Genomic DNA, 17934 nt, shown 5'->3' on the forward strand with positions numbered 1-17934 from the left:
GGACTTCATTCCTTCCCTTCTTCCCACGCCATGACCATCCCTCTGCAGCGCTCGCCGCTGCCCCTGATCGGCCGCCCGTTGCCGGGCGCCAGCGCGCTCTTTCTTGCCCTGCTGCTGGCGGGCTGCGGCGGCAGCGGTGGCTCGGATGCCACCGTTCCCGCCGCGGCGGCCACGTGCGCCAGTCCGGACACGCACTGCGCGCCCAAGCCCTGAACGGGGCAGCCCCCCGGAACCCCGCTCACGGACAAGAAAGACTCCTCCAAATGACCGTCGATTCCTCCAAACGCAATTTCCTCACGACCGCGCTCGGCGTGGGCGCGGCTTCGGCCACGCTGACCGCCTTCCCTCCAGCCATCCGGCGTGCCCTGGCCATCGAGGCGCACAACGCCACCGGCACCATCCAGGACGTGCAGCACGTCGTCCTGCTGATGATGGAGAACCGCTCGTTCGATGGGTACTTCGGCACCTTCAAGGGCGTGCGCGGCTTCGGTGACCGTTTCCCGATCCCGACGCCCAACGGCCGCAACGTTTTCTACCAGACCTACACCAAGACGTCGCCGCCCAGCACCTATGTGCCCTATCGCCTGGACGAAGCCAAGGGCAACGCGCAGCGCGCCGGCAGCACGCCCCACACCTGGCTGGACTCGCAGGCGGCCTGGGACCACGGGCGCATGTCCCAATGGCCCGACGCTAAGCTGCCTCTGTCGATGGGCTACTACGAAACGACGGAGGTGCCGTTCCAGCGCGCGCTGGCCGACGCCTTCACGCTGTGCGACCACTACCACTGCGGCATGCACACCGGCACCATCGCCAACCGGCTTTTCTACTGGACCGGCACCAACGGCCCGAACGGTGTCAGCCCCATCGATGGCTCCAAGGTCCGTGTCGCGGGCCTGAACAACCAGTTCAACGGCGGCAACGACATCGGCGCTTCCACCGACGGCTGGACCTGGACCACCTACGCCGACCGCCTGGAGAAAGCGGGCGTGAAATGGAAGGTCTACCAGAGCCTGATCGACAACTTCGGCTGCAATGAGATGATGGGCTTTCGCCACTGGCGCGCCGAGATCGAGAAGATGCCCGCGGACCGCAAGCCGATCTACGTCGCCAAGACCGACATCACGCAGCCGGTCGATCTGGCCGGGCCGTTCTACAACGCCAGGATCGACGATCCGCTGAGCCCGTTGGCCAAGGGCTTCGGCAACACCATGCCGCAGGGCTTTCTGGAGACTTTCCGCGAGGACATCCGCCAGGGCACGCTGCCGGCGGTGTCGTGGATCATTCCGCCTTCGGTCTACAGCGAGCACCCCGGGCCATCGAGCCCCGCACAGGGCGGCTGGTACGTGCAGGAGGTGCTGGACGCGCTCACGGCCAACCCCGAGGTCTGGAGCAAGACCGTGCTGCTGATCAACTACGACGAGAACGACGGCTTCTTCGACCACCTGCCTTCGCCCGCCGCACCGTCGCGCAATCCCGATGGCAGCCTGGCCGGTGCCTGCACGCTGCCCGCCGCCGACGTGGCGGTGGAGTACCACGACTTCCAGCCCGCCACGCCGAGCCAGCCGGCGGCCGACGGCAAGCCCTACGGCCCGGGCCCGCGCGTGCCGATGTGGGTGGTGTCGCCCTGGAGCCGGGGCGGCTGGGTCAATTCGCAGGTGTTCGACCACACCTCCACCCTGCTGTTCCTGGAAAAGCGCTTCGGCGTGGCCGAGCCGCAGGTCAGCCCCTACCGCCGCGCGGTCTGCGGCGACCTGACGAGCTGCTTCAACTTCGTCAACCCCAACACCGAAACCCTGCCGACCCTCACGGGCCGCACCAACAAGGTCGCGGTGGACGCGCGGGTGGCTGCGCAGGCCGCTGCGGCCAAGCTGCCCCAGCCCACGGCCACGGCCGATGCCGCCCTGCCGGTGCAGGCCGAAGGCGTGCGGCCCTCGCGGGCGCTGCCCTACGAGCTGCACACCACGGCCCAGGCCAGCGCCGGTGCCGGCACGGTCACTTTGCTGTTCGCCCACACCGGTAAAACGGGCACCGCGGCGGCAGTGTTCCACGTGTACGACAAGAACCACCTTGACCGGATTCCGCGGCGCTACGTCGTGGAGGCTGGCAAGGCCCTGAGCGGCGTCTGGAACGCCGCGGCCGATGGCGGGCGGTACGACCTGTGGGTGCTCGGCCCCAACGGCTACCACCGCGAGTTCATTGGCGACCTGCAGCAGCAGGGGGCCACCGGCGGCCCCGAGGTGCAGGTCTGCTACGAGCTGTGCGAGCCGCCGCAGGTGCGGGTCAAGCTCTACAACCGCAGCAGCAGCGCGATGACGTTCTCCGCCGAGGCGCGGGCCTATCGCAGCGACGGTCCCTGGACGCGCAGCGTGGCGCCCGGCGCCGTGGAGGAACTCGCCTGGCCCCTGGGCGACAGCGGCAATTGGTACGACTTCGTGGTGCGCTGCAGTGCCGCACCTGCGTTCCAGCGCCGCTTCGCCGGCCGCATCGAGACCGGCAAGGACTCGGTGTCCGACCCTGCCATGGGCCACGCTGGCTGAGGCTGCAGGCGGACTGGCGAACTGTTCCGACACCTGGCCGCGCGGCCCTGGTGTGCAATGGGCGCCATGTCCCCATCGTTTCTCACGCCATGGATCGAGCGCGCGAAAGCGCTCGCCAGCCCGATCATGCCGCTGGTGCGGGCGGCCAATCTCTGGCTGGATGCGGACGGCCTGCGCATGAGCGCGGCGATGTCGTTCTACGGCCTGCTGAGCCTGGCGCCGGTGCTGCTCCTGCTGGTGGGGGTGCTGGGCTGGTGGATCGACAAGTCCTACCTGGAAAGCACCATGGTCAGCCAGGTGCGCGGCGTCATGGGCGACCGCGTGGCCGAAGTGGTGCAGCTGGCGCTGTCCAGCGCGCGGGCGCCGTCGGAAGGGCGGATCGCTTCCATCGTTGGCTTCGTGCTGCTGCTGTCCGGCGCCACGGGCGTGTTCGTGGAGCTGCAGTCGGCGCTGGAGCGGCTTTGGGCGCGCGATTCGGCCCCGGTGCCGGAGCAGAAGGCGTGGTGGCGCATGGCTTCGCTGCGGGTGCGGGGGCTGGCCTATGTGCTGGCCATCGGTTTCCTGCTGCTGATCTCGTTGGTGGTGTCCACCGTGATCCACGTGGTGGCCACCTGGGCCAGCGCGCGGCTGCCCATGGCCACGGGCCCGCTGCTGCAGCTGGCGAACGAATTGGTCGCCTTCGGCATTGCCGTGCTGCTGTTCGTGGGGCTGATGCGCATCGGCGGCGGCCAGAAGCCGCCGCTCATCTGCCTGGTGTTCGGGGCGGTGGTGGGCGCCATCCTCTTCACCGTGGGCAAGCAGCTGCTGGCGCTGTACCTGGCCACCGCGGCGGTGGTGTCGGCATATGGCGCTGCCGGCTCGCTGGTGGTGGTGCTGATGTGGATCTACTTTTCGTCGGCCGTGCTGCTGTTCTCGGCCAGTTGTGCGCGGGCCTTCCAGGAGGTGCGGGAGGAAAACCTGGAGGGGCCGCCGGCCCGGCATCGCTGAGGCGGCCGAGAGGCACTCGCAAGTCTGGGCCGCCGTGTCAGGCCCGTGGCGGGGCCGCCTCCAGGTGCGTGCCCAGTTGCAGATAGCGTGCGAGCCGCAGGGCGTTCTCGGGCGCGTGGATCTTCATGGTGTTGTCGAAGAAGCAGAACACGTCGCGTTCGGTCCGACGCGGTGCCGTGTCCGGTGGCGCGGCCGTCTCCAGCCCCTTCGGTGCCTGGCCGTTGGCCCAGGCGCGGATGCGTTCGCCCCACTGCGCGATCTGCGCGTCGCTGTAGCCGCTGGCATAGAGCTGCTGAGCACCGTGCAGCCGCAGGTAAAGGAAGTCCGCCGTCACATCGCCCAGTTCGGGCCATCGCCCGCCGGTATCGGCCACCACCAGGGCCACGCGGTGGCGCCGCAGCAGGTCGATGCACTCCGGCGTGCGGTAGCTGGCGTGCCGCACTTCCAGGGCATGGCGCAGGCGCCAGGGGCGGGACGGCTGGAGTAGCTCGCGGCCGTGCATGCGGTCCTCCCGCGCCTGCGCGAGCGTGGCGGCAGCGTCGGTATCGTGCGGCAGCAGGGCGAGAAAGTCCTCCAGCAGCGCCGCATCGAATGGCAGGCTCGGCGGCAATTGCCACAGGATGGGTCCGAGCTTGGCGCCCAGCGCGAACAACCCCGACGCCATGAAGTTGGCCACCGCCGCCCGCGCCTCGCGCAGCCGCAGGATGTGGGTGATGTAGCGCGGCGCCTTGACGGTGAACACAAAGCCCTCGGGCGTGTCCGCCGCCCACCGGGCGTAGCTGGACGGGCGCTGCAACGCGTAGAACGAGCCGTTCAGCTCGATCGCGGGGAACTGGTGCGATGCGAAAGCCAGTTCCTTCGCCTGGACCAGATCTTCTGGATAGAACGCGCCCCGCCAGGGCGCATAGCGCCAGCCGGACACCCCGATGCGGATCTGTGCAGCCATCTGCGTGCCCCCTCCTTTACGCACGCCGGGTGGCATGCGTGGCGCCAGTGTGGTGTGTGGCCGACATTCCCGCCACCGCCCGTCGGCGCGCCTGGTGGTAGGCGCATTCGCACAATCGGGTTGGGCAAACAGCTACTTACTTCGTTTACAGAACGCCCTGCTGTGTGAAGCGGACCCGCGTGTACCCTGCCTTCGAAACACCTGAAAAAGGAGAACACCATGGGTCTCATCGTCCGAAACAATCCCTCCCTCGCGCCGGCGCTCGGCGCCTCCGCAGCTCCCGTCGGGGGCGCATCCGTCAAATGGCTGTGGGCGGCCGTGGGTGCGCTGGGCGTGAGCGTGCTGGCATTGGGCGCCACCCTGGTCATGCAGCAGCGCGGCGGCAGCGCCCCCGCCGAATCCGCCGCGCAGGTCGCGCAACTGGCCCCCGGTGCCACGCGCACGCCTGAAGCCGAAGTCATCAATGAACGGGCGGGCGCCCAGCCCGCACGGCAACCGCAGCCCCTGGCCCAGAACATCGTGAACCGGGCCCCGGCCTCGCCGCAGTACGGCAGCGGGTCGGGCGGTGGGTACGACGCTTCCGCGGACGCCGGCCGGCCGGTGGCCATGCCGGCCCAGGCGCCGGTGTGCAGCACCTGCGGCCGAATCGAGTCGGTGCAGACGGTGCAGCAGGCCGCTCCCGCGTCCGGCGTGGGCGCCGTGGCGGGTGGGGTGCTGGGGGCCGTCGTGGGCAACCAGGTGGGCAAGGGCTCGGGCCGCGCGGCGGCCACCGTGCTGGGCGCGGTGGGCGGCGGCTACCTGGGCCACACGGTGGAGCAGCGCACCCGCACCACCACGGCCTACCAGATGCGCGTGCGCATGGATGACGGCTCGGTGCGCACCTTCACGCGCTCGCAGCCGGTGGCCGAGGGCACGCCGGTGCGCGTGGAGGGCCGCAGCTTCCGCGTGGACAACCGGCCGCAGGGCCAGGCCGGCTACACGCAGGGCGCGCAGTCGATGCGCGTGGCCAACAACGGCTACTGATCAGCGGGGCCTGCGCAGGCCCCTTGCCCTCATTCACTGTCCCACGGGCGGCCTTGGCCGCCCGTTGCCGTTGGGGGCGGCGGTTCCGGGGCCGCCGGCCACCGGGGCGGTATCCCGTGTTTTGTGCTTCCAGCGCAATCAGTACTAGGGCATGTTGCTATTAATTTAATAGCAATTGAGGGGATGGACTTGTCGACGGACCGGTGCTGCGTGAGGCCGGTGCCTCGGGGGTAGGGCCGGCCTCTGCCATCCCGGGCCCACCCGCGCCCGGCGCGTCACTTCATTTCTCGACGAACGCGCGTTCGATCACGAAGTCGCCGGGCTTCGTGGTGTTGCCTTCCTCGAAGTCGCGGTGCTCCAGAATGGCCTTGAGCGATGCCAGCATCTCGGGGCTGCCGCACAGCATGACGCGGTCCACCAGCGGGTCCAGCGGGGGCACGCCCAGGTCGGTGAAGAGCTTGCCGCTTTCGATCAGGTCGTTGATGCGGCCCTGGTTGCGGAACGGCTCGCGGGTCACCGTGGGGTAGTACTTGAGCTGCTTGGACACCGTCTCGCCCAGGAACTCGTGCTGCGGCAGCGTTTCGGTGATGAAGTCGTGGTAGGCCAGTTCCTTGACCTGGCGCACGCCGTGCACCAGCACCACTTCCTCGAACTTCTCATAGGTCTCGGGGTCGCGGATCACCGACAGGAAGGGCGCGAGGCCCGTGCCCGTGGAGATCAAATACAGGCGCTTGGCGGGCAGCAGGTAGTCGATGAGCAGCGTGCCCGTGGGCTTTCTGCCCACCACGATGGAGTCGCCCACCTGGATGTTCTGCAGGCGCGAGGTCAGCGGGCCGTCCGGCACCTTGATCGACAGGAACTCCAGGTGCTCTTCGTAGTTGGCGCTGGCGATGCTGTAGGCCCGCAGCAGCGGCTTGTCGTTCACCTTGAGGCCGATCATGGTGAAGTGGCCGTTGGAGAACCGCAGCGCCGGGTCGCGCGTGGTGGTGAAGGAAAACAGGCGGTCTGTCCAGTGGTGGACGGAAAGGACTCGTTCTTCGTTGAATGCGCTCATGGAAATGGTGCAGATTGGGTGTGAGACGAAAGAAGCCTTCAGGGGCAGGGCCGGTGGCGGATGGGCGCATTGCGCGACCTGGGCTGCCCCCTGCCATGCGGGCAAACCCGCACATTGTCGGGCAAACCGGCCCCGCGGCCTTATGGCATCTGCGCATGTGCTTATGCCAGCCGGGCCCGGTGGGGGCCGGCTGGCGCCGGAGCGCTCCCGCAATCGGCGGTGCCGGGCGCTTCAGGCGCCGTCGGCCGGGTCCACCGCGTAGCCGCGCAAGAACACGTCAATGGCCCGCCCGATGGCTTGGCGCATCTTCACCTTGGACAGGTTGTCCTCCAGGCCGAAGAGGCGCGGCGTGGCCGTCTCCGACTCCATCAGGGCCATGAAGTGGCGCGCCGCGGTCAGCGGATCGGCCTGCCGCAGCAGGCCTTTGCGCATCTGGGCTTCCAGGAACGAACCCAGGGCCTGAATGCCCTTGTGGGGGCCCAGTTCGAAGAAGCGTTTGCCGATGTCGCTGCGGCCCGATTCGGCGACGAAGGCGCGCTTGGCCTGGATGGCCGGCTCGCTGCAGATCACGGCCAGCATCTTCTCGGCGAAGGTCTTCAGCGCGGTTTCCAGCTCGCTCTCGTCCTGCTCGAGCGCGAGAAAGAACAATTCGATGTGCTGCTTGGCCGCGCCGATGGCGACCTCCAGGAACAGCTCTTCCTTGGAGCTGAAATACCCGTACAGCGTGGATTTGGAGCCCCCGACCCGGGCGGCGATCTCCGCCATTGACGCCCCCTCGAACCCCGATTCCGAAAAAACCTGGGAGGCAATTTCCACGATCGCGTCCCGCTTGGCTTCCGTCTTGACGCGCATCTACCGACTTCCGTTTTCTGTATTCATGCGTCCGAGTATTGATGGGAGAAGAATCGAAGTCAAATTTATTTTACCGTACAGTACGGTTTGTATATCATCGGCGCATTGTTCTTTGGAGATTGCCCATGCGACCCGTTCATCGCCCCTTGCTCACGCTGTCGGCCGCAGCTGCCATGGCCTGTCTGCTCGCCGCCTGCGGCAAGCCCCCGGGCGGCCCGCCGGCACCGCAGGGCACGCCCATCGTCGGTGTGATGACCGTGCAGCCGCAGCCTGTGGCGCTGAGCACCGAACTGCCCGGCCGCACCGTGCCCTACCTGGTCGCTGACGTGCGGCCCCAGGTGGGCGGCATCGTGAAGGCGCGCAAGTTCCGCGAGGGCAGCGATGTGAAGGCCGGCGAGGCGCTCTACCAGATCGACCCCGCCACCTACCAGGCCACCTACGACAGCAACGTGGCCGCCCTGGCCAAGGCCCAGGCCAGCCTCAAGACCACCCGGCTCAAGGCCGACCGCTACAAGGAGCTGGTGGCCATCCAGGCCGTGAGCCAGCAGGATTACGACGACGCGGCCGCATCGCTGGGCCAGGGCGAGGCCGACGTGGCATCGGCCCGGGCGAACGTGGAAACGAGCCGCATCAACCTGGCCTATGCGCGGGTCGATGCGCCCATCTCGGGCCGCATCGGCAAGTCGAGCGTCACGCCGGGCGCGCTGGTCACCGCCAGCCAGGCCACGGCGCTGGCGACCATCCAGCAACTGGACCCGATCTACGTGGACGTGACGCAGCCCAGCGCCGCGCTGCTGCGCCTCAAGCAGGCCCTGGCCCGCGGCGATCTGCAAAAGGCGGGTGCCAATGCCGCCAAGGTGCGGCTGATGCTGGAAGACGGCAGCGCCTACCCCTTGGAAGGCAAGCTGGAGTTCTCGGACGTCACCGTGGACCAGAGCACCGGCGCGATCACGCTGCGCGCCGTGTTCCCCAACCCGCGGGCCGATCTGCTGCCCGGCATGTACGTGCGCGCCGTGCTGCAGGAAGGCGTGAAGGAGCAGGGCCTGCTCGTGCCGCAGCAGGCCGTCACGCGCGACAGCACCGGCAAGCCCATGGCCTACGTGGTCGGCGCCGACAGCAAGCTGCAGCGGCGGGCCCTGGAGACCGAGCGCACGGTGGGCGACCAGTGGCTGGTGCGCACCGGGCTGCAGGCCGGAGACCGGCTCGTGGTGGACGGGCAGCAGCGGGCCGCGCCCGGCGCCCTGGTGAAGGCGATGCCCTGGACACCCAAGGCCGCGGCCGCGCCCGTGGCACAGGCCACCGCCCCCGAGGGTGCCGCCAACCCCGCGAACTGACGCGCGCGAAAGAACCCCATGGCACGCTTTTTCATCGACCGCCCCATCTTCGCGTGGGTCCTGGCCATCATCGTGATGCTGGCCGGCGCCCTGTCGATCTTCACCCTGCCGATCGCGCAGTACCCCAGCATCGCGCCGCCCGCCGTGGCGATCACGGCCAACTACCCCGGCGCCTCCGCCAAGACGCTGGAGGACACCGTCACCCAGGTCATCGAGCAGAAGATGAAGGGGCTGGACCGGCTCAGCTACATGGCCTCGACCAGCGAGTCGTCCGGCCAGGTCACCATCACGCTCACGTTCGACAACGGCACCGACCCCGATACCGCCCAGGTGCAGGTGCAGAACAAGCTGTCGCTGGCCACGCCGCTGCTGCCGCAAGAGGTGCAGCAGCAGGGCGTCACGGTCACCAAGTCGGCCACCAACTTCCTGAACGTGCTGGCCTTCACCTCCGAAGACGGCAGCATGAACGGCTCCGACCTGTCGGACTACGTGGCCGCCAACGTGCAGGACGCGATCAGCCGCGTGGAAGGCGTGGGCGACACCACCCTGTTCGGCTCGCAGTACGCCATGCGGGTCTGGCTCGATCCGGACAAGCTGGCCAACTTCGGTCTCACGCCGCTCGACGTGAAGACCGCCATCCAGGCGCAGAACGCGCAGGTCTCGGCCGGCCAGCTGGGTGCGCTGCCAGCGGCCGGCAACCAGCAGATCAACGCCACCATCACCGCGCAGACGCGCATGAAGACGGCGCCGGAGTTCGAGGAGATCCTGCTGCGCACCCTGACCAACGGCTCGCAGGTGCGGCTGCGCGATGTGGCGCGCATCGAACTGGGCAGCGAAAACTACAGCACCGTCGGCCGCTACAACGGCAAGCCGGCCGCCGGCCTGGCGATCAAGCTGGCTACCGGCGCCAATGCCCTCGACACGGTCCGCGCGATTGACGCGCGGGTGGACGAACTGCAGAAGTTCTTTCCTCCGGGCATGAAGGTGCAAAAGCCCTACGACACCACGCCGTTCGTGCGCATCTCCATTGAGGAGGTGGTGCGGACCCTGGTCGAGGCCGTGGTGCTGGTGTTCCTGGTGATGTACCTGTTCCTGCAGAACTTCCGCGCCACGCTGATCCCCACCATTGCGGTGCCCGTGGTGCTGCTGGGCACCTTCGGCGTGCTCGCGGCGTTCGGCTTCACGATCAACACGCTGACCATGTTCGCGATGGTGCTGGCCATCGGGCTGCTGGTGGACGATGCCATCGTGGTCGTGGAGAACGTCGAGCGGGTGATGACCGAGGAGGGACTGTCGCCCAAAGAGGCCACGCGCAAGTCGATGGGCCAGATCACCGGAGCGCTCGTCGGCGTGGCCCTGGTTCTGGCCGCGGTGTTCGTGCCCATGGCGTTCTTCAGCGGCTCGACCGGGGTGATCTACCGCCAGTTCTCCATCACCATCGTCTCGGCGATGACGCTCTCGGTGCTGGTGGCGATGGTGCTGACGCCCGCCCTGTGCGCCACGCTCCTCAAGCCGGTGCCCAAGGGCCACGCCATGGCGACGACCGGCTTCTTCGGTGCGTTCAACCGCGCCTTCGATCGCGGCAACCGCGGCTACCAGGGCATCGTGCGGCACATGCTGGGCAAGGGCTGGCGCTACATGGCGCTGTATGCGGTGCTGCTGGCGGCGGTGGTGTTCGGCTTCATGAAGCTGCCCGTGGGCTTTCTGCCCGACGAGGACCAGGGCACGATGTTCGTGCTGGTGCAGCTGCCACCCGGTGCCGCCAACGCGCGCACCGAAGAGGTCATCCACCAGGTGGAGAAGCACTTCCTGGAGGACCAGAAGGATGCGGTGGCAGGCGTGTTCTCGGTGTCCGGCTTCAGCTTCGCCGGCAGCGGCCAGAACACGGGGTTCGCCTTCGTCAAGCTCAAGCCCTGGGACGAGCGCAAGGGCGAGGCGCTGAGCGTGTCGGGCGTTTCGCAAAAGGCCGGCGCGTTCTTCGCGACGATCCGCGATGCGCAGGTGTTCGCCTTCGCGCCGCCTGCCGTGTCCGAACTGGGCAACGCCACCGGGTTCGACCTGATGCTGCAGGACCGTGCCAACCTGGGCCATACCGCGCTGATGCAGGCGCGCAACCAGTTGCTGGGCGAGCTGTCCAAGGACCCGCGCCTGGTGGCGGTGCGCCCCAACGGACTGGAGGACACGCCGGAGTTCCGCCTGGAGATCGATCCGCACAAGGCGGGGGCGCTGGGGCTGTCGATGGCCGACATCAACAACACGTTCTCGGCCGCCTGGGGCAGCAGCTATGTCAACGATTTCATCGACAAGGGGCGCGTGAAGAAGGTGATGCTGCAGGCCGACGCACCGTTTCGCATGCTGCCCGAGGACATCGACCGCTGGTACGTGCGCAACAGCGCCGGCACGATGGTGCCCTTCACCTCGTTCGCCAAGGCCAGCTGGACATCGGGTTCGCCGCGGCTGGAGCGCTACAACGGCGTGCCCTCCATGGAAATCCTGGGCATGGCGATGCCGGGCGCGGCATCGAGCGGCGAGGCGCTGGCGATCGTCGAGGCGGCGGTGGCCAAGCTGCCGCCCGGCATCGGCTTCGAGTGGACCGGGCTGTCGCGCCAGGAGAAGGCCTCGACCGGCCAGACCGGCCTGCTCTATGCGCTGTCGATCCTGATCGTGTTCCTGTGCCTGGCGGCGCTCTATGAAAGCTGGGCGATCCCGTTCTCGGTGATCCTCGTGGTGCCGCTGGGCGTGTTCGGCGCGCTGCTCGGGGCCATGCTGACCTGGAAGATGAACGACGTGTACTTCCAGGTGGGCCTGCTCACCACCATCGGGCTGGCCTCCAAGAACGCCATCCTGATCGTGGAGTTCGCCAAAGAGCTGTACGAGGGCGGCAAAGGCCTGGTCGAGTCGGCCATGGAGGCCGTGCGCATGCGCCTTCGCCCCATCCTGATGACATCGCTGGCGTTCATCCTGGGGGTACTGCCGCTGGTGCTGGGCAGTGGCGCCGGGGCGGGCGCGCAGCATGCGCTGGGCACGGCCGTGATCGGCGGCATGCTGTCCGGAACCGTCCTCGCGATCTTCTTCGTGCCGCTGTTCTTCGTGCTGATCGTGGGTCTGTTCCGGCGCAAGCCGGCCGCCCCGAACGCCCAGGCCGCGCACGGTGCGCTGCCACACCCTGCTTCGGAAGGTGCCTGACATGTCCCGCTTCCTCTTCGCTCCCCTGGCCCTGGCCGCGGCATCCCTGGCTGGCTGCAGCCTGATGCCGGCCTACGTGCAGCCCGCCGCGCCCGTGGCCGCCACCTTCGCCGGCGATGCCGGCACGCCCGCCGCGGTGCCGGTGGCCGACATCGGCTGGCGCGACGTGTTCACCGACCCCTCGCTGCAGCGGGTGATCGAGATGGCCATCGCCAACAACCGCGACCTGCGCGTGGCGGCGCTCAACATCGAGCGGGCGCGTGCGCAGTACCGCGTGCAGGACGCGGCGCTGTTCCCGACCGTCAACGCCAGCGGCGGCGGCAGCGGCAGCCGCACGCCGGCAGACCTGTCCGGCGCGGGCCGGCCCGTGGTGGCCCACAGCTACAGCGCCACCGTGGGCTTCAGCGCCTACGAGCTGGACCTGTTCGGCCGCGTGCGCAGCCTGAATGCGCAGGCGCTGGAGCAGTTCTTCGCCACGGCGGAGGCCCGCCGCAGCACGCACATCAGCCTGGTGTCCGAAGTGGCGTCGGCCTACCTCACGCTGGCGGCCGACCAGGACCGGCTGCGCCTGGCGCAGGACACGCTCGCCAACCAGAGCAATGCCTTCGCCCTCAACCAGCGCAGCTTCGACCTGGGCGTGGCCTCGGCCCTCACGCTGCGGCAGGCGCAGACCAGCGTGGATTCGGCCCGGGTGGATGTGGAGCGCTACACCGCTCAGGTGGCCCAGGACCGCAATGCCCTGGTGCTGCTGGTGGGCGCCGAGGTGCCGCCCGAGTGGCTGCCGCAGGCCCTGCCCAGCGATGCCAGCGCGGCATCGAACCCGCTGGCCCAGGTTCCGCCGGGGCTGCCGTCGGACCTGCTGCAGCGCCGCCCGGACATCCTGCAGGCCGAGCGCACCTTGCGGGCCGCCAACGCCAGCATCGGTGCGGCCCGCGCCGCCTTCTACCCGCGCATCAGCCTGACGGCGTCGGCCGGTACCTCCAGCGCGGACCTGTCGGGCTTGTTCAAGGGCGGCTCGGGCAGCTGGACCTTCGCGCCGCAGGTCTCGCTGCCGATCTTCGACGGCGGCGCCAACCAGGCCAATCTGGACATCGCCCGGACCGACCGCGACATCGACGTGGCCCAGTACGAGAAGGCGATCCAGACCGCGTTCCGAGAGGTGTCCGATGCGCTGGCCCAGCGCAGCACGCTGGGCCGCCAGCTGGAGGCACAGCAGTCGCTGGTGGACACCACGGCCGACAGCTACCGCCTGTCGGATGCGCGTTTCAAGCGCGGGGTGGACAGCTACCTGACCGTGCTGGACTCGCAGCGCTCGCTCTACACCGCGCAGCAGAACCTGATCGGCACGCGGCTGTCGCGCTACACCAACCTCGTCACGCTCTACAAGACGCTCGGCGGCGGGTGGGTGGAGTCGACCGGAACACCGGTGGCCGCCGTCGGCACCGCGAAACCCTGATGCCCGCCGGGCACCTGACGGGGCCTGAGCGCCTGCCACCGTGGCCAAGCACACCAAGACCGAAGCGGAGCTGACGCGGGCGCGCATCGTCAGCGCGGCGTTGCAGGCCTTCGCCCGGCATGGGGTGCAAGGCGCCGGGCTGGGCGAGGTAGCGCGGCAGGCGGGGGTGTCCCGCGGCGCGATCTACTGGCACTTCGCGGACAAGACCGCGCTGCTGCAGGAGCTGCTCGGCCGCCTGCGGTGGCCGCTGGACATCGGTGCCCGCCTCGATGCCTACCAGAGCGCGGCGCAGCCCCTGTCGCTCCTGCACCGCTGCCTGGCCCACCAGATCGGCGAGTGCCGTGAAGACCCGGTGCAATGGCCGCTGGTGCAATGGGTGCTGCGCGAAGCCGGTGAGGCAGTGGGGTGGGAGGGCCTGCGACCGCGCGCGGCGGTGGCCCAGGCGGCGGCCGTTCGCCACCTGGAGTCCGCGCTGGCCGTGGCGGCGCGCCGGGGCCACTTGCGCGAGGGCCTGGAGCCGGCCCTGGCGGCGCGCTGCCTGCATGCGGTCGGGCGCAGCGTGCTGGCCGAGCCGGTGGAGGAGACCGATCCGGCCGGATACCGGCGGCATGTGGACGCCTGCCTTGGGTTTCTGATGGACGGCATGGCGCCGGGCAGGCCGCGCGCTGCCCTCGCCCCCAGCCCCTGACGCGGGCTCAGGCAAACGCATCGATGCGCGCCACGTGCGCCTCGATCACCTGCGCCATCCAGTCCATCACCACGCGCACGCGGCGGGGCAGGTGGCGGCGGTGGGCGTAGAGCAGGGTCAAGGCCATCGGCGGGGCCGGGTGGTCGGGCAGCACCTGCACCAGCGTGCCGCGCTCCAGGTGCGCATGCACCCCGATCAGCGGCGCCTGCACGATGCCCAGCCCCGCCAGGCAGGCGGCCTGGTACGCCTCGGCCCCGTTGACGGTGATGGGGCCGGCCATCGGCTGGCGCACGGTTTCGCCCTCGCGCAGGTACTCGAACCCGCCGGACCTCGCACCCAGCGTGGTCACGTAGTGGATCAGGTGGTGGTGCGCCAGGTCCTGCACGGACTGCGGCTGCCCGGCCCGCGCCACATAGCCCGGGCTGGCGCAATTGACCATGCGCAACTGCCCGAGCGGCCGCGCCACCAGGCCCGGCTCCGACACCGTGCCCACGCGCACCACGCAATCGAAGCCCTCGCGAACCAGGTCCACGCGGCGGTCGGTGCTGCTGAGCTCGATCTCCAGGCGCGGGTGGCGCTGCAGCAGCTCGGGCAGCTGCGGCAGGACCACGCGGCGCGCGATGCCGGTGGACATGTCGATGCGCACCCGCCCCCGCAGCGCTTCGCCCCCGGGCTGCTGGAACATGGACTGCAGCTCGTCCACATCGGCCAGCAGGTCTTTGCAGCGCTCGTAGTAGGCCTGGCCGTCCTGCGTGAGTTGCACCCGCCGCGTGGTCCGGTGCAGCAACCGGGTGCCGAGCTGGCTTTCGAGCTGCTGAACCGCCACCGACGCCGCGGCTTTCGGGATGCCGAGCGCATCGGCGGCCTGGGTGAAGCTGGACAGCTCCGAAACGCGGACGAACACCAGCATGCGGTCGAGGGGGTTCATTGTCTTTCTGGGGTGAACAAACTGATCAATTTTTGCCGATTTATGAAAGGGTGCCTGCTCAATAGACTGCCAAGCACGCTGTTTTCATGTCCACTGAAAGGCCTGCCATGACCGCTTCTCTCCCCTCCCCATCCTCCACCGCGTCCTCGCCGGAAGCCGGCGCGCCCATCGCCTTGGTCACCGGCGGCAGCCGCGGCCTGGGCCGCAATGCCGCGCTGCACATCGCCCGGCAGGGCATCGACGTGATCCTGACCTACCGCAGCCAGGCGGCCGAAGCCCAGGCCACCGTGGCCGAGATCGAACGCCTGGGCCGGCGCGCCGTGGCCCTGCCGCTCGACGTCTCGCAGAGCGCCGGCTTCGCCACGTTCGCGGCCCAGGTGCGCGAGGTGTTGTCCAGCCGCTGGCAGCGCGAGCGCTTCGACTTCCTGGTGAACAACGCGGGCATCGGCATCCATGCCGGCTTCATGGAGACGACCGAGGCGCAGTTCGACCAGCTCGTCGACATCCATTTCAAGGGCGTGTTCTTCCTCACGCAAAAGCTGTTGCCGCTCATGAACGACGGGGGGCGCATCGTCAACGTGTCCACCGGCTTGGCCCGCTTCGCGCTGCCGGGGTTCGCGGCCTATGCGGCCATGAAGGGCGCCGTGGAAGTGCTGACCCGCTATCTGGCCAAGGAACTCGGCCCGCGCGGCATCGCCGTGAACGTGGTCGCCCCGGGTGCCATCGAGACGGACTTCGGCGGCGGTGCGGTGCGCGACAACGCGCAGATGAACGCGTTCATCGCGTCCCAGACCGCGCTGGGCCGGGTCGGCCAGCCGGACGACATCGGCGGCGTGATCGCCTCGCTGCTGCTGCCCGGCAGCCGCTGGGTCAACGCGCAGCGCATCGAGGCGTCCGGCGGCATGTTCCTGTAACCCTCAGGTCACGCCGCGCTGCGGTGCAGCACCCGCCGGTACTGCACGGCCTCGGCCACGTGCGCCGGTGCGATGGCCGCGCTGCCCGCCAGGTCCGCGATCGTGCGGGCCACCTTCAGCGCGCGGTGCGTGCTGCGGGCCGACCAGGCCAGCCGGGTCGCGGCGGCCTGCAGAAAGCGCGCGGCTGCATCGTCCAGCGCCAGGTGGGTGTCGATCTGCTGGCCCTGCAGTGCCTGGTTGGGCAGGCCCTGGCGGTCGATGGCCCGCTGGCGGGCCTGCACCACGCGCTCGCGCACCGCCGCCGTGGCCTCACCGGGCGGGGCCAGCAGCAGCTCGCCCGGGGGCAGCGCGGGCACTTCCACATGCAGATCGATGCGGTCCAGCAGCGGGCCGCTGAGCTTGCCCTGGTAGCGTGCCACCTGGTCGGGCGTGCAGCGGCATGTGCGCTGGCCGGAGCCGAGAAAACCGCAAGGGCAGGGATTCATCGCGGCCACCAACTGGAAGCGGGCAGGGTATTCGGCCCGCTGTGCCGCACGGGCGATGGTGATGCGGCCCGTCTCCAGCGGTTCGCGCAGGGCTTCCAGCGCGCTGCGGGCGTATTCCGGAAATTCATCGAGAAAAAGGACGCCATGGTGGGCGAGCGAGATTTCGCCGGGCCGTGGGGGTGAGCCGCCGCCGACCAGTGCAATCGCGCTGCAGGTGTGGTGCGGAGCGCTCGTATTTCTGTTGCCCCATCTTTCCGGGCCGAAGCGGCCGGCCAGGCTCGCAATGGCCGCGCTCTCCAGCGCCTCGTCCACCGTCATCGGAGGCAGCAGCCCGGCAAAGCGGTGCGCCAGCATCGATTTGCCCGACCCCGGGGGGCCGACCAGCAGCAGACCGTGGCCGCCCGCAGCGGCGATCTCCAGCGCCCGCTTGGCGGCGGCCTGGCCCTTCACGTCGGCCAGATCCGCCGGCGGCGCTGCCGATTGCAGCGGTGAAGCCTGCAGCCGCACGAACCCCTCGCCGGCCGGCTCGGCGGGCGCATGGGCGGAGACGGGCAGAAAGTGCTGCACCACGTCGAGCAGGTGGCGCGCCCGGTACACCTCGGTGCCGGGCACCAGGGCGGCTTCCTCCGCGCTGCCGGGCGGCAGCACCATGCGCACGGCCACGCCGGCCGAGCGCAGGGCCAGGCTGGTGGCGAGCGCGCCGCGCACGGGGCGCAGCTCGCCGGACAGCGACAGTTCTCCCGCGAACTCGTGGCCTGCCAGGCGCGCGCTGTCGATCTGCCCGCTGGCCGCCAGAATCCCAAGCGCAATCGGCAGATCGAACCGGCCGGAGTCTTTGGGCAGATCGGCCGGCGCAAGATTGACCGTGATTTTCTGGTTGTGCGGAAACTCCAGCCCGGCATTCTGCAGTGCCGAGCGCACGCGTTCCCGCGCCTCCTTCACTTCCACATCCGCCAGACCGACCAGCGTGAAGCTGGGCAATCCGTTGGCCAGATGCACTTCGACCGTCACGCACGGGGCCTGCAGTCCCAGCAATGCCCGGCTCTGCACCAAAGCAAGACCCATGGTTGATTTTCTCCCTCGTTGGAAAGCCGGCTGTTCGCCAGCGCCTGAATTTCGAAGGGCGAGGATATCGGCAATCGCGACCCTTCCGGCACGGCAGCGGTGGCGAACCGGTGCAGATGGCGCCCAGGCTGGCTGCTCCATGGCGCGGGATCGCTCCATCGGTCGGCCTTCGCGCGCCGCCGTTGCGGTCCTGTTTTGAATGCCTTCGTTTGCCGGGGTTAATCAGGGTCGGCAAAGCCGGGGATTAATTCCATGGAAAGGTCGACCCGAAAAGATAAACGACGGTTTAATAATGTACAACTCCGTACTATATTCGCTTTGAATATTATTTTCACTCGATGGGTTAAATAAAATTTCCTTATGCTGCGAGGGAAAGAAGCATGGCCCCAGGGCCATTGATCGAATCACACGCAAGCAAATGAAACATAAAAACCCCATATTAAAAATGGCAGTGGTTTTTGATCTAGCCTAATACCGTG

At 68.8% G+C, this 17934-nt stretch carries 14 protein-coding genes; 9 read left to right on the top strand and 5 right to left on the bottom strand.

Translation table 11 applies throughout. The features are described 5' to 3' along the window. The first annotated feature begins 30 nt into the window (after window positions 1-30). The 3 genes from AVTE2539_RS10810 (at window position 31) to AVTE2539_RS10820 (ending at window position 3524) form a co-directional block, all read left to right on the top strand. Window positions 31-213: a hypothetical protein gene (locus AVTE2539_RS10810; protein WP_284394674.1), complete on the top strand. Its 183-nt coding sequence runs from the start codon at window positions 31-33 to the stop codon at window positions 211-213. A 50-nt stretch (window positions 214-263) separates the two neighbouring features. Then, window positions 264-2537, top strand: a complete 2274-nt coding sequence (locus tag AVTE2539_RS10815; RefSeq protein ID WP_284410482.1) for a phosphocholine-specific phospholipase C — start codon at window positions 264-266, stop codon at window positions 2535-2537. A gap of 66 nt (window positions 2538-2603) precedes the next feature. Next, on the top strand, window positions 2604-3524 hold the full coding sequence (locus tag AVTE2539_RS10820; RefSeq protein ID WP_372588232.1) for a YihY/virulence factor BrkB family protein: 921 nt from the start codon (window positions 2604-2606) through the stop codon (window positions 3522-3524). Window positions 3525-3561: 37 nt separating this feature from the next. On the opposite strand, the gene AVTE2539_RS10825 is transcribed toward AVTE2539_RS10820, so the two are convergent. Further along, window positions 3562-4470, bottom strand: coding sequence for a DUF72 domain-containing protein (locus tag AVTE2539_RS10825; protein WP_284410483.1), 909 nt, complete (start codon window positions 4468-4470; stop codon window positions 3562-3564). A gap of 219 nt (window positions 4471-4689) precedes the next feature. Here AVTE2539_RS10825 and AVTE2539_RS10830 point away from each other — a divergent pair, with 219 nt between their 5' ends. Beyond that, a complete protein-coding gene (locus AVTE2539_RS10830) occupies window positions 4690-5493 on the top strand; it encodes an outer membrane lipoprotein (protein ID WP_284410485.1) in 804 nt (267 codons plus the stop codon). Between the two features lie 280 nt (window positions 5494-5773). Here the strand turns inward: AVTE2539_RS10830 and AVTE2539_RS10835 are convergent, their stop codons facing one another. Together AVTE2539_RS10835 and AVTE2539_RS10840 are read right to left on the bottom strand one after the other, a co-directional pair. Further along, window positions 5774-6547: a ferredoxin--NADP reductase gene (locus AVTE2539_RS10835; protein WP_284410487.1), complete on the bottom strand. Its 774-nt coding sequence runs from the start codon at window positions 6545-6547 to the stop codon at window positions 5774-5776. A gap of 231 nt (window positions 6548-6778) precedes the next feature. Next, window positions 6779-7399 carry a TetR/AcrR family transcriptional regulator gene (locus tag AVTE2539_RS10840; RefSeq protein ID WP_284394670.1) on the bottom strand — a complete coding sequence of 207 codons (621 nt, stop codon included), beginning with the start codon at window positions 7397-7399 and terminating at the stop codon, window positions 6779-6781. A 125-nt stretch (window positions 7400-7524) separates the two neighbouring features. On the opposite strand from AVTE2539_RS10840, the gene AVTE2539_RS10845 reads away from it, so the two are divergent. Genes AVTE2539_RS10845 through AVTE2539_RS10860 form a run of 4 tightly spaced genes read left to right on the top strand, consistent with a single transcriptional unit; the run spans window position 7525 to window position 14063 of the window. Continuing rightward, a complete protein-coding gene (locus tag AVTE2539_RS10845) occupies window positions 7525-8733 on the top strand; it encodes an efflux RND transporter periplasmic adaptor subunit (RefSeq protein WP_284410489.1) in 1209 nt (402 codons plus the stop codon). 18 nt (window positions 8734-8751) lie between these two features. Beyond that, window positions 8752-11919: an efflux RND transporter permease subunit gene (locus AVTE2539_RS10850; RefSeq protein WP_284410491.1), complete on the top strand. Its 3168-nt coding sequence runs from the start codon at window positions 8752-8754 to the stop codon at window positions 11917-11919. 1 nt (window position 11920) lies between these two features. Continuing rightward, window positions 11921-13375 (top strand): AdeC/AdeK/OprM family multidrug efflux complex outer membrane factor, encoded by a 1455-nt coding sequence (adeC, locus tag AVTE2539_RS10855; RefSeq protein WP_284410494.1) that lies wholly within the window; start codon window positions 11921-11923, stop codon window positions 13373-13375. A 40-nt stretch (window positions 13376-13415) separates the two neighbouring features. Beyond that, the gene (locus tag AVTE2539_RS10860; protein WP_284410496.1) at window positions 13416-14063 is read left to right on the top strand and encodes a TetR family transcriptional regulator; all 648 of its coding nucleotides are present in this window, start codon (window positions 13416-13418) and stop codon (window positions 14061-14063) included. Window positions 14064-14070: 7 nt separating this feature from the next. Here AVTE2539_RS10860 and AVTE2539_RS10865 read toward each other — a convergent pair whose 3' ends face one another. After that, window positions 14071-14991, bottom strand: coding sequence for a LysR family transcriptional regulator (locus tag AVTE2539_RS10865; RefSeq protein WP_284410498.1), 921 nt, complete (start codon window positions 14989-14991; stop codon window positions 14071-14073). 107 nt (window positions 14992-15098) lie between these two features. On the opposite strand from AVTE2539_RS10865, the gene AVTE2539_RS10870 reads away from it, so the two are divergent. Beyond that, on the top strand, window positions 15099-15905 hold the full coding sequence (locus AVTE2539_RS10870; protein WP_284410500.1) for an SDR family NAD(P)-dependent oxidoreductase: 807 nt from the start codon (window positions 15099-15101) through the stop codon (window positions 15903-15905). An 8-nt stretch (window positions 15906-15913) separates the two neighbouring features. Here the strand turns inward: AVTE2539_RS10870 and AVTE2539_RS10875 are convergent, their stop codons facing one another. Next, complete coding sequence (locus AVTE2539_RS10875; RefSeq protein WP_284410502.1) at window positions 15914-17455, bottom strand: YifB family Mg chelatase-like AAA ATPase; 1542 nt, start codon at window positions 17453-17455, stop codon at window positions 15914-15916. Between the last annotated feature and the right edge of the window lie 479 nt (window positions 17456-17934).

It is taken from the genome of Acidovorax sp. SUPP2539 (assembly GCF_030158975.1).
Classification (GTDB): Bacteria; Pseudomonadota; Gammaproteobacteria; order Burkholderiales; family Burkholderiaceae_C; genus Paracidovorax.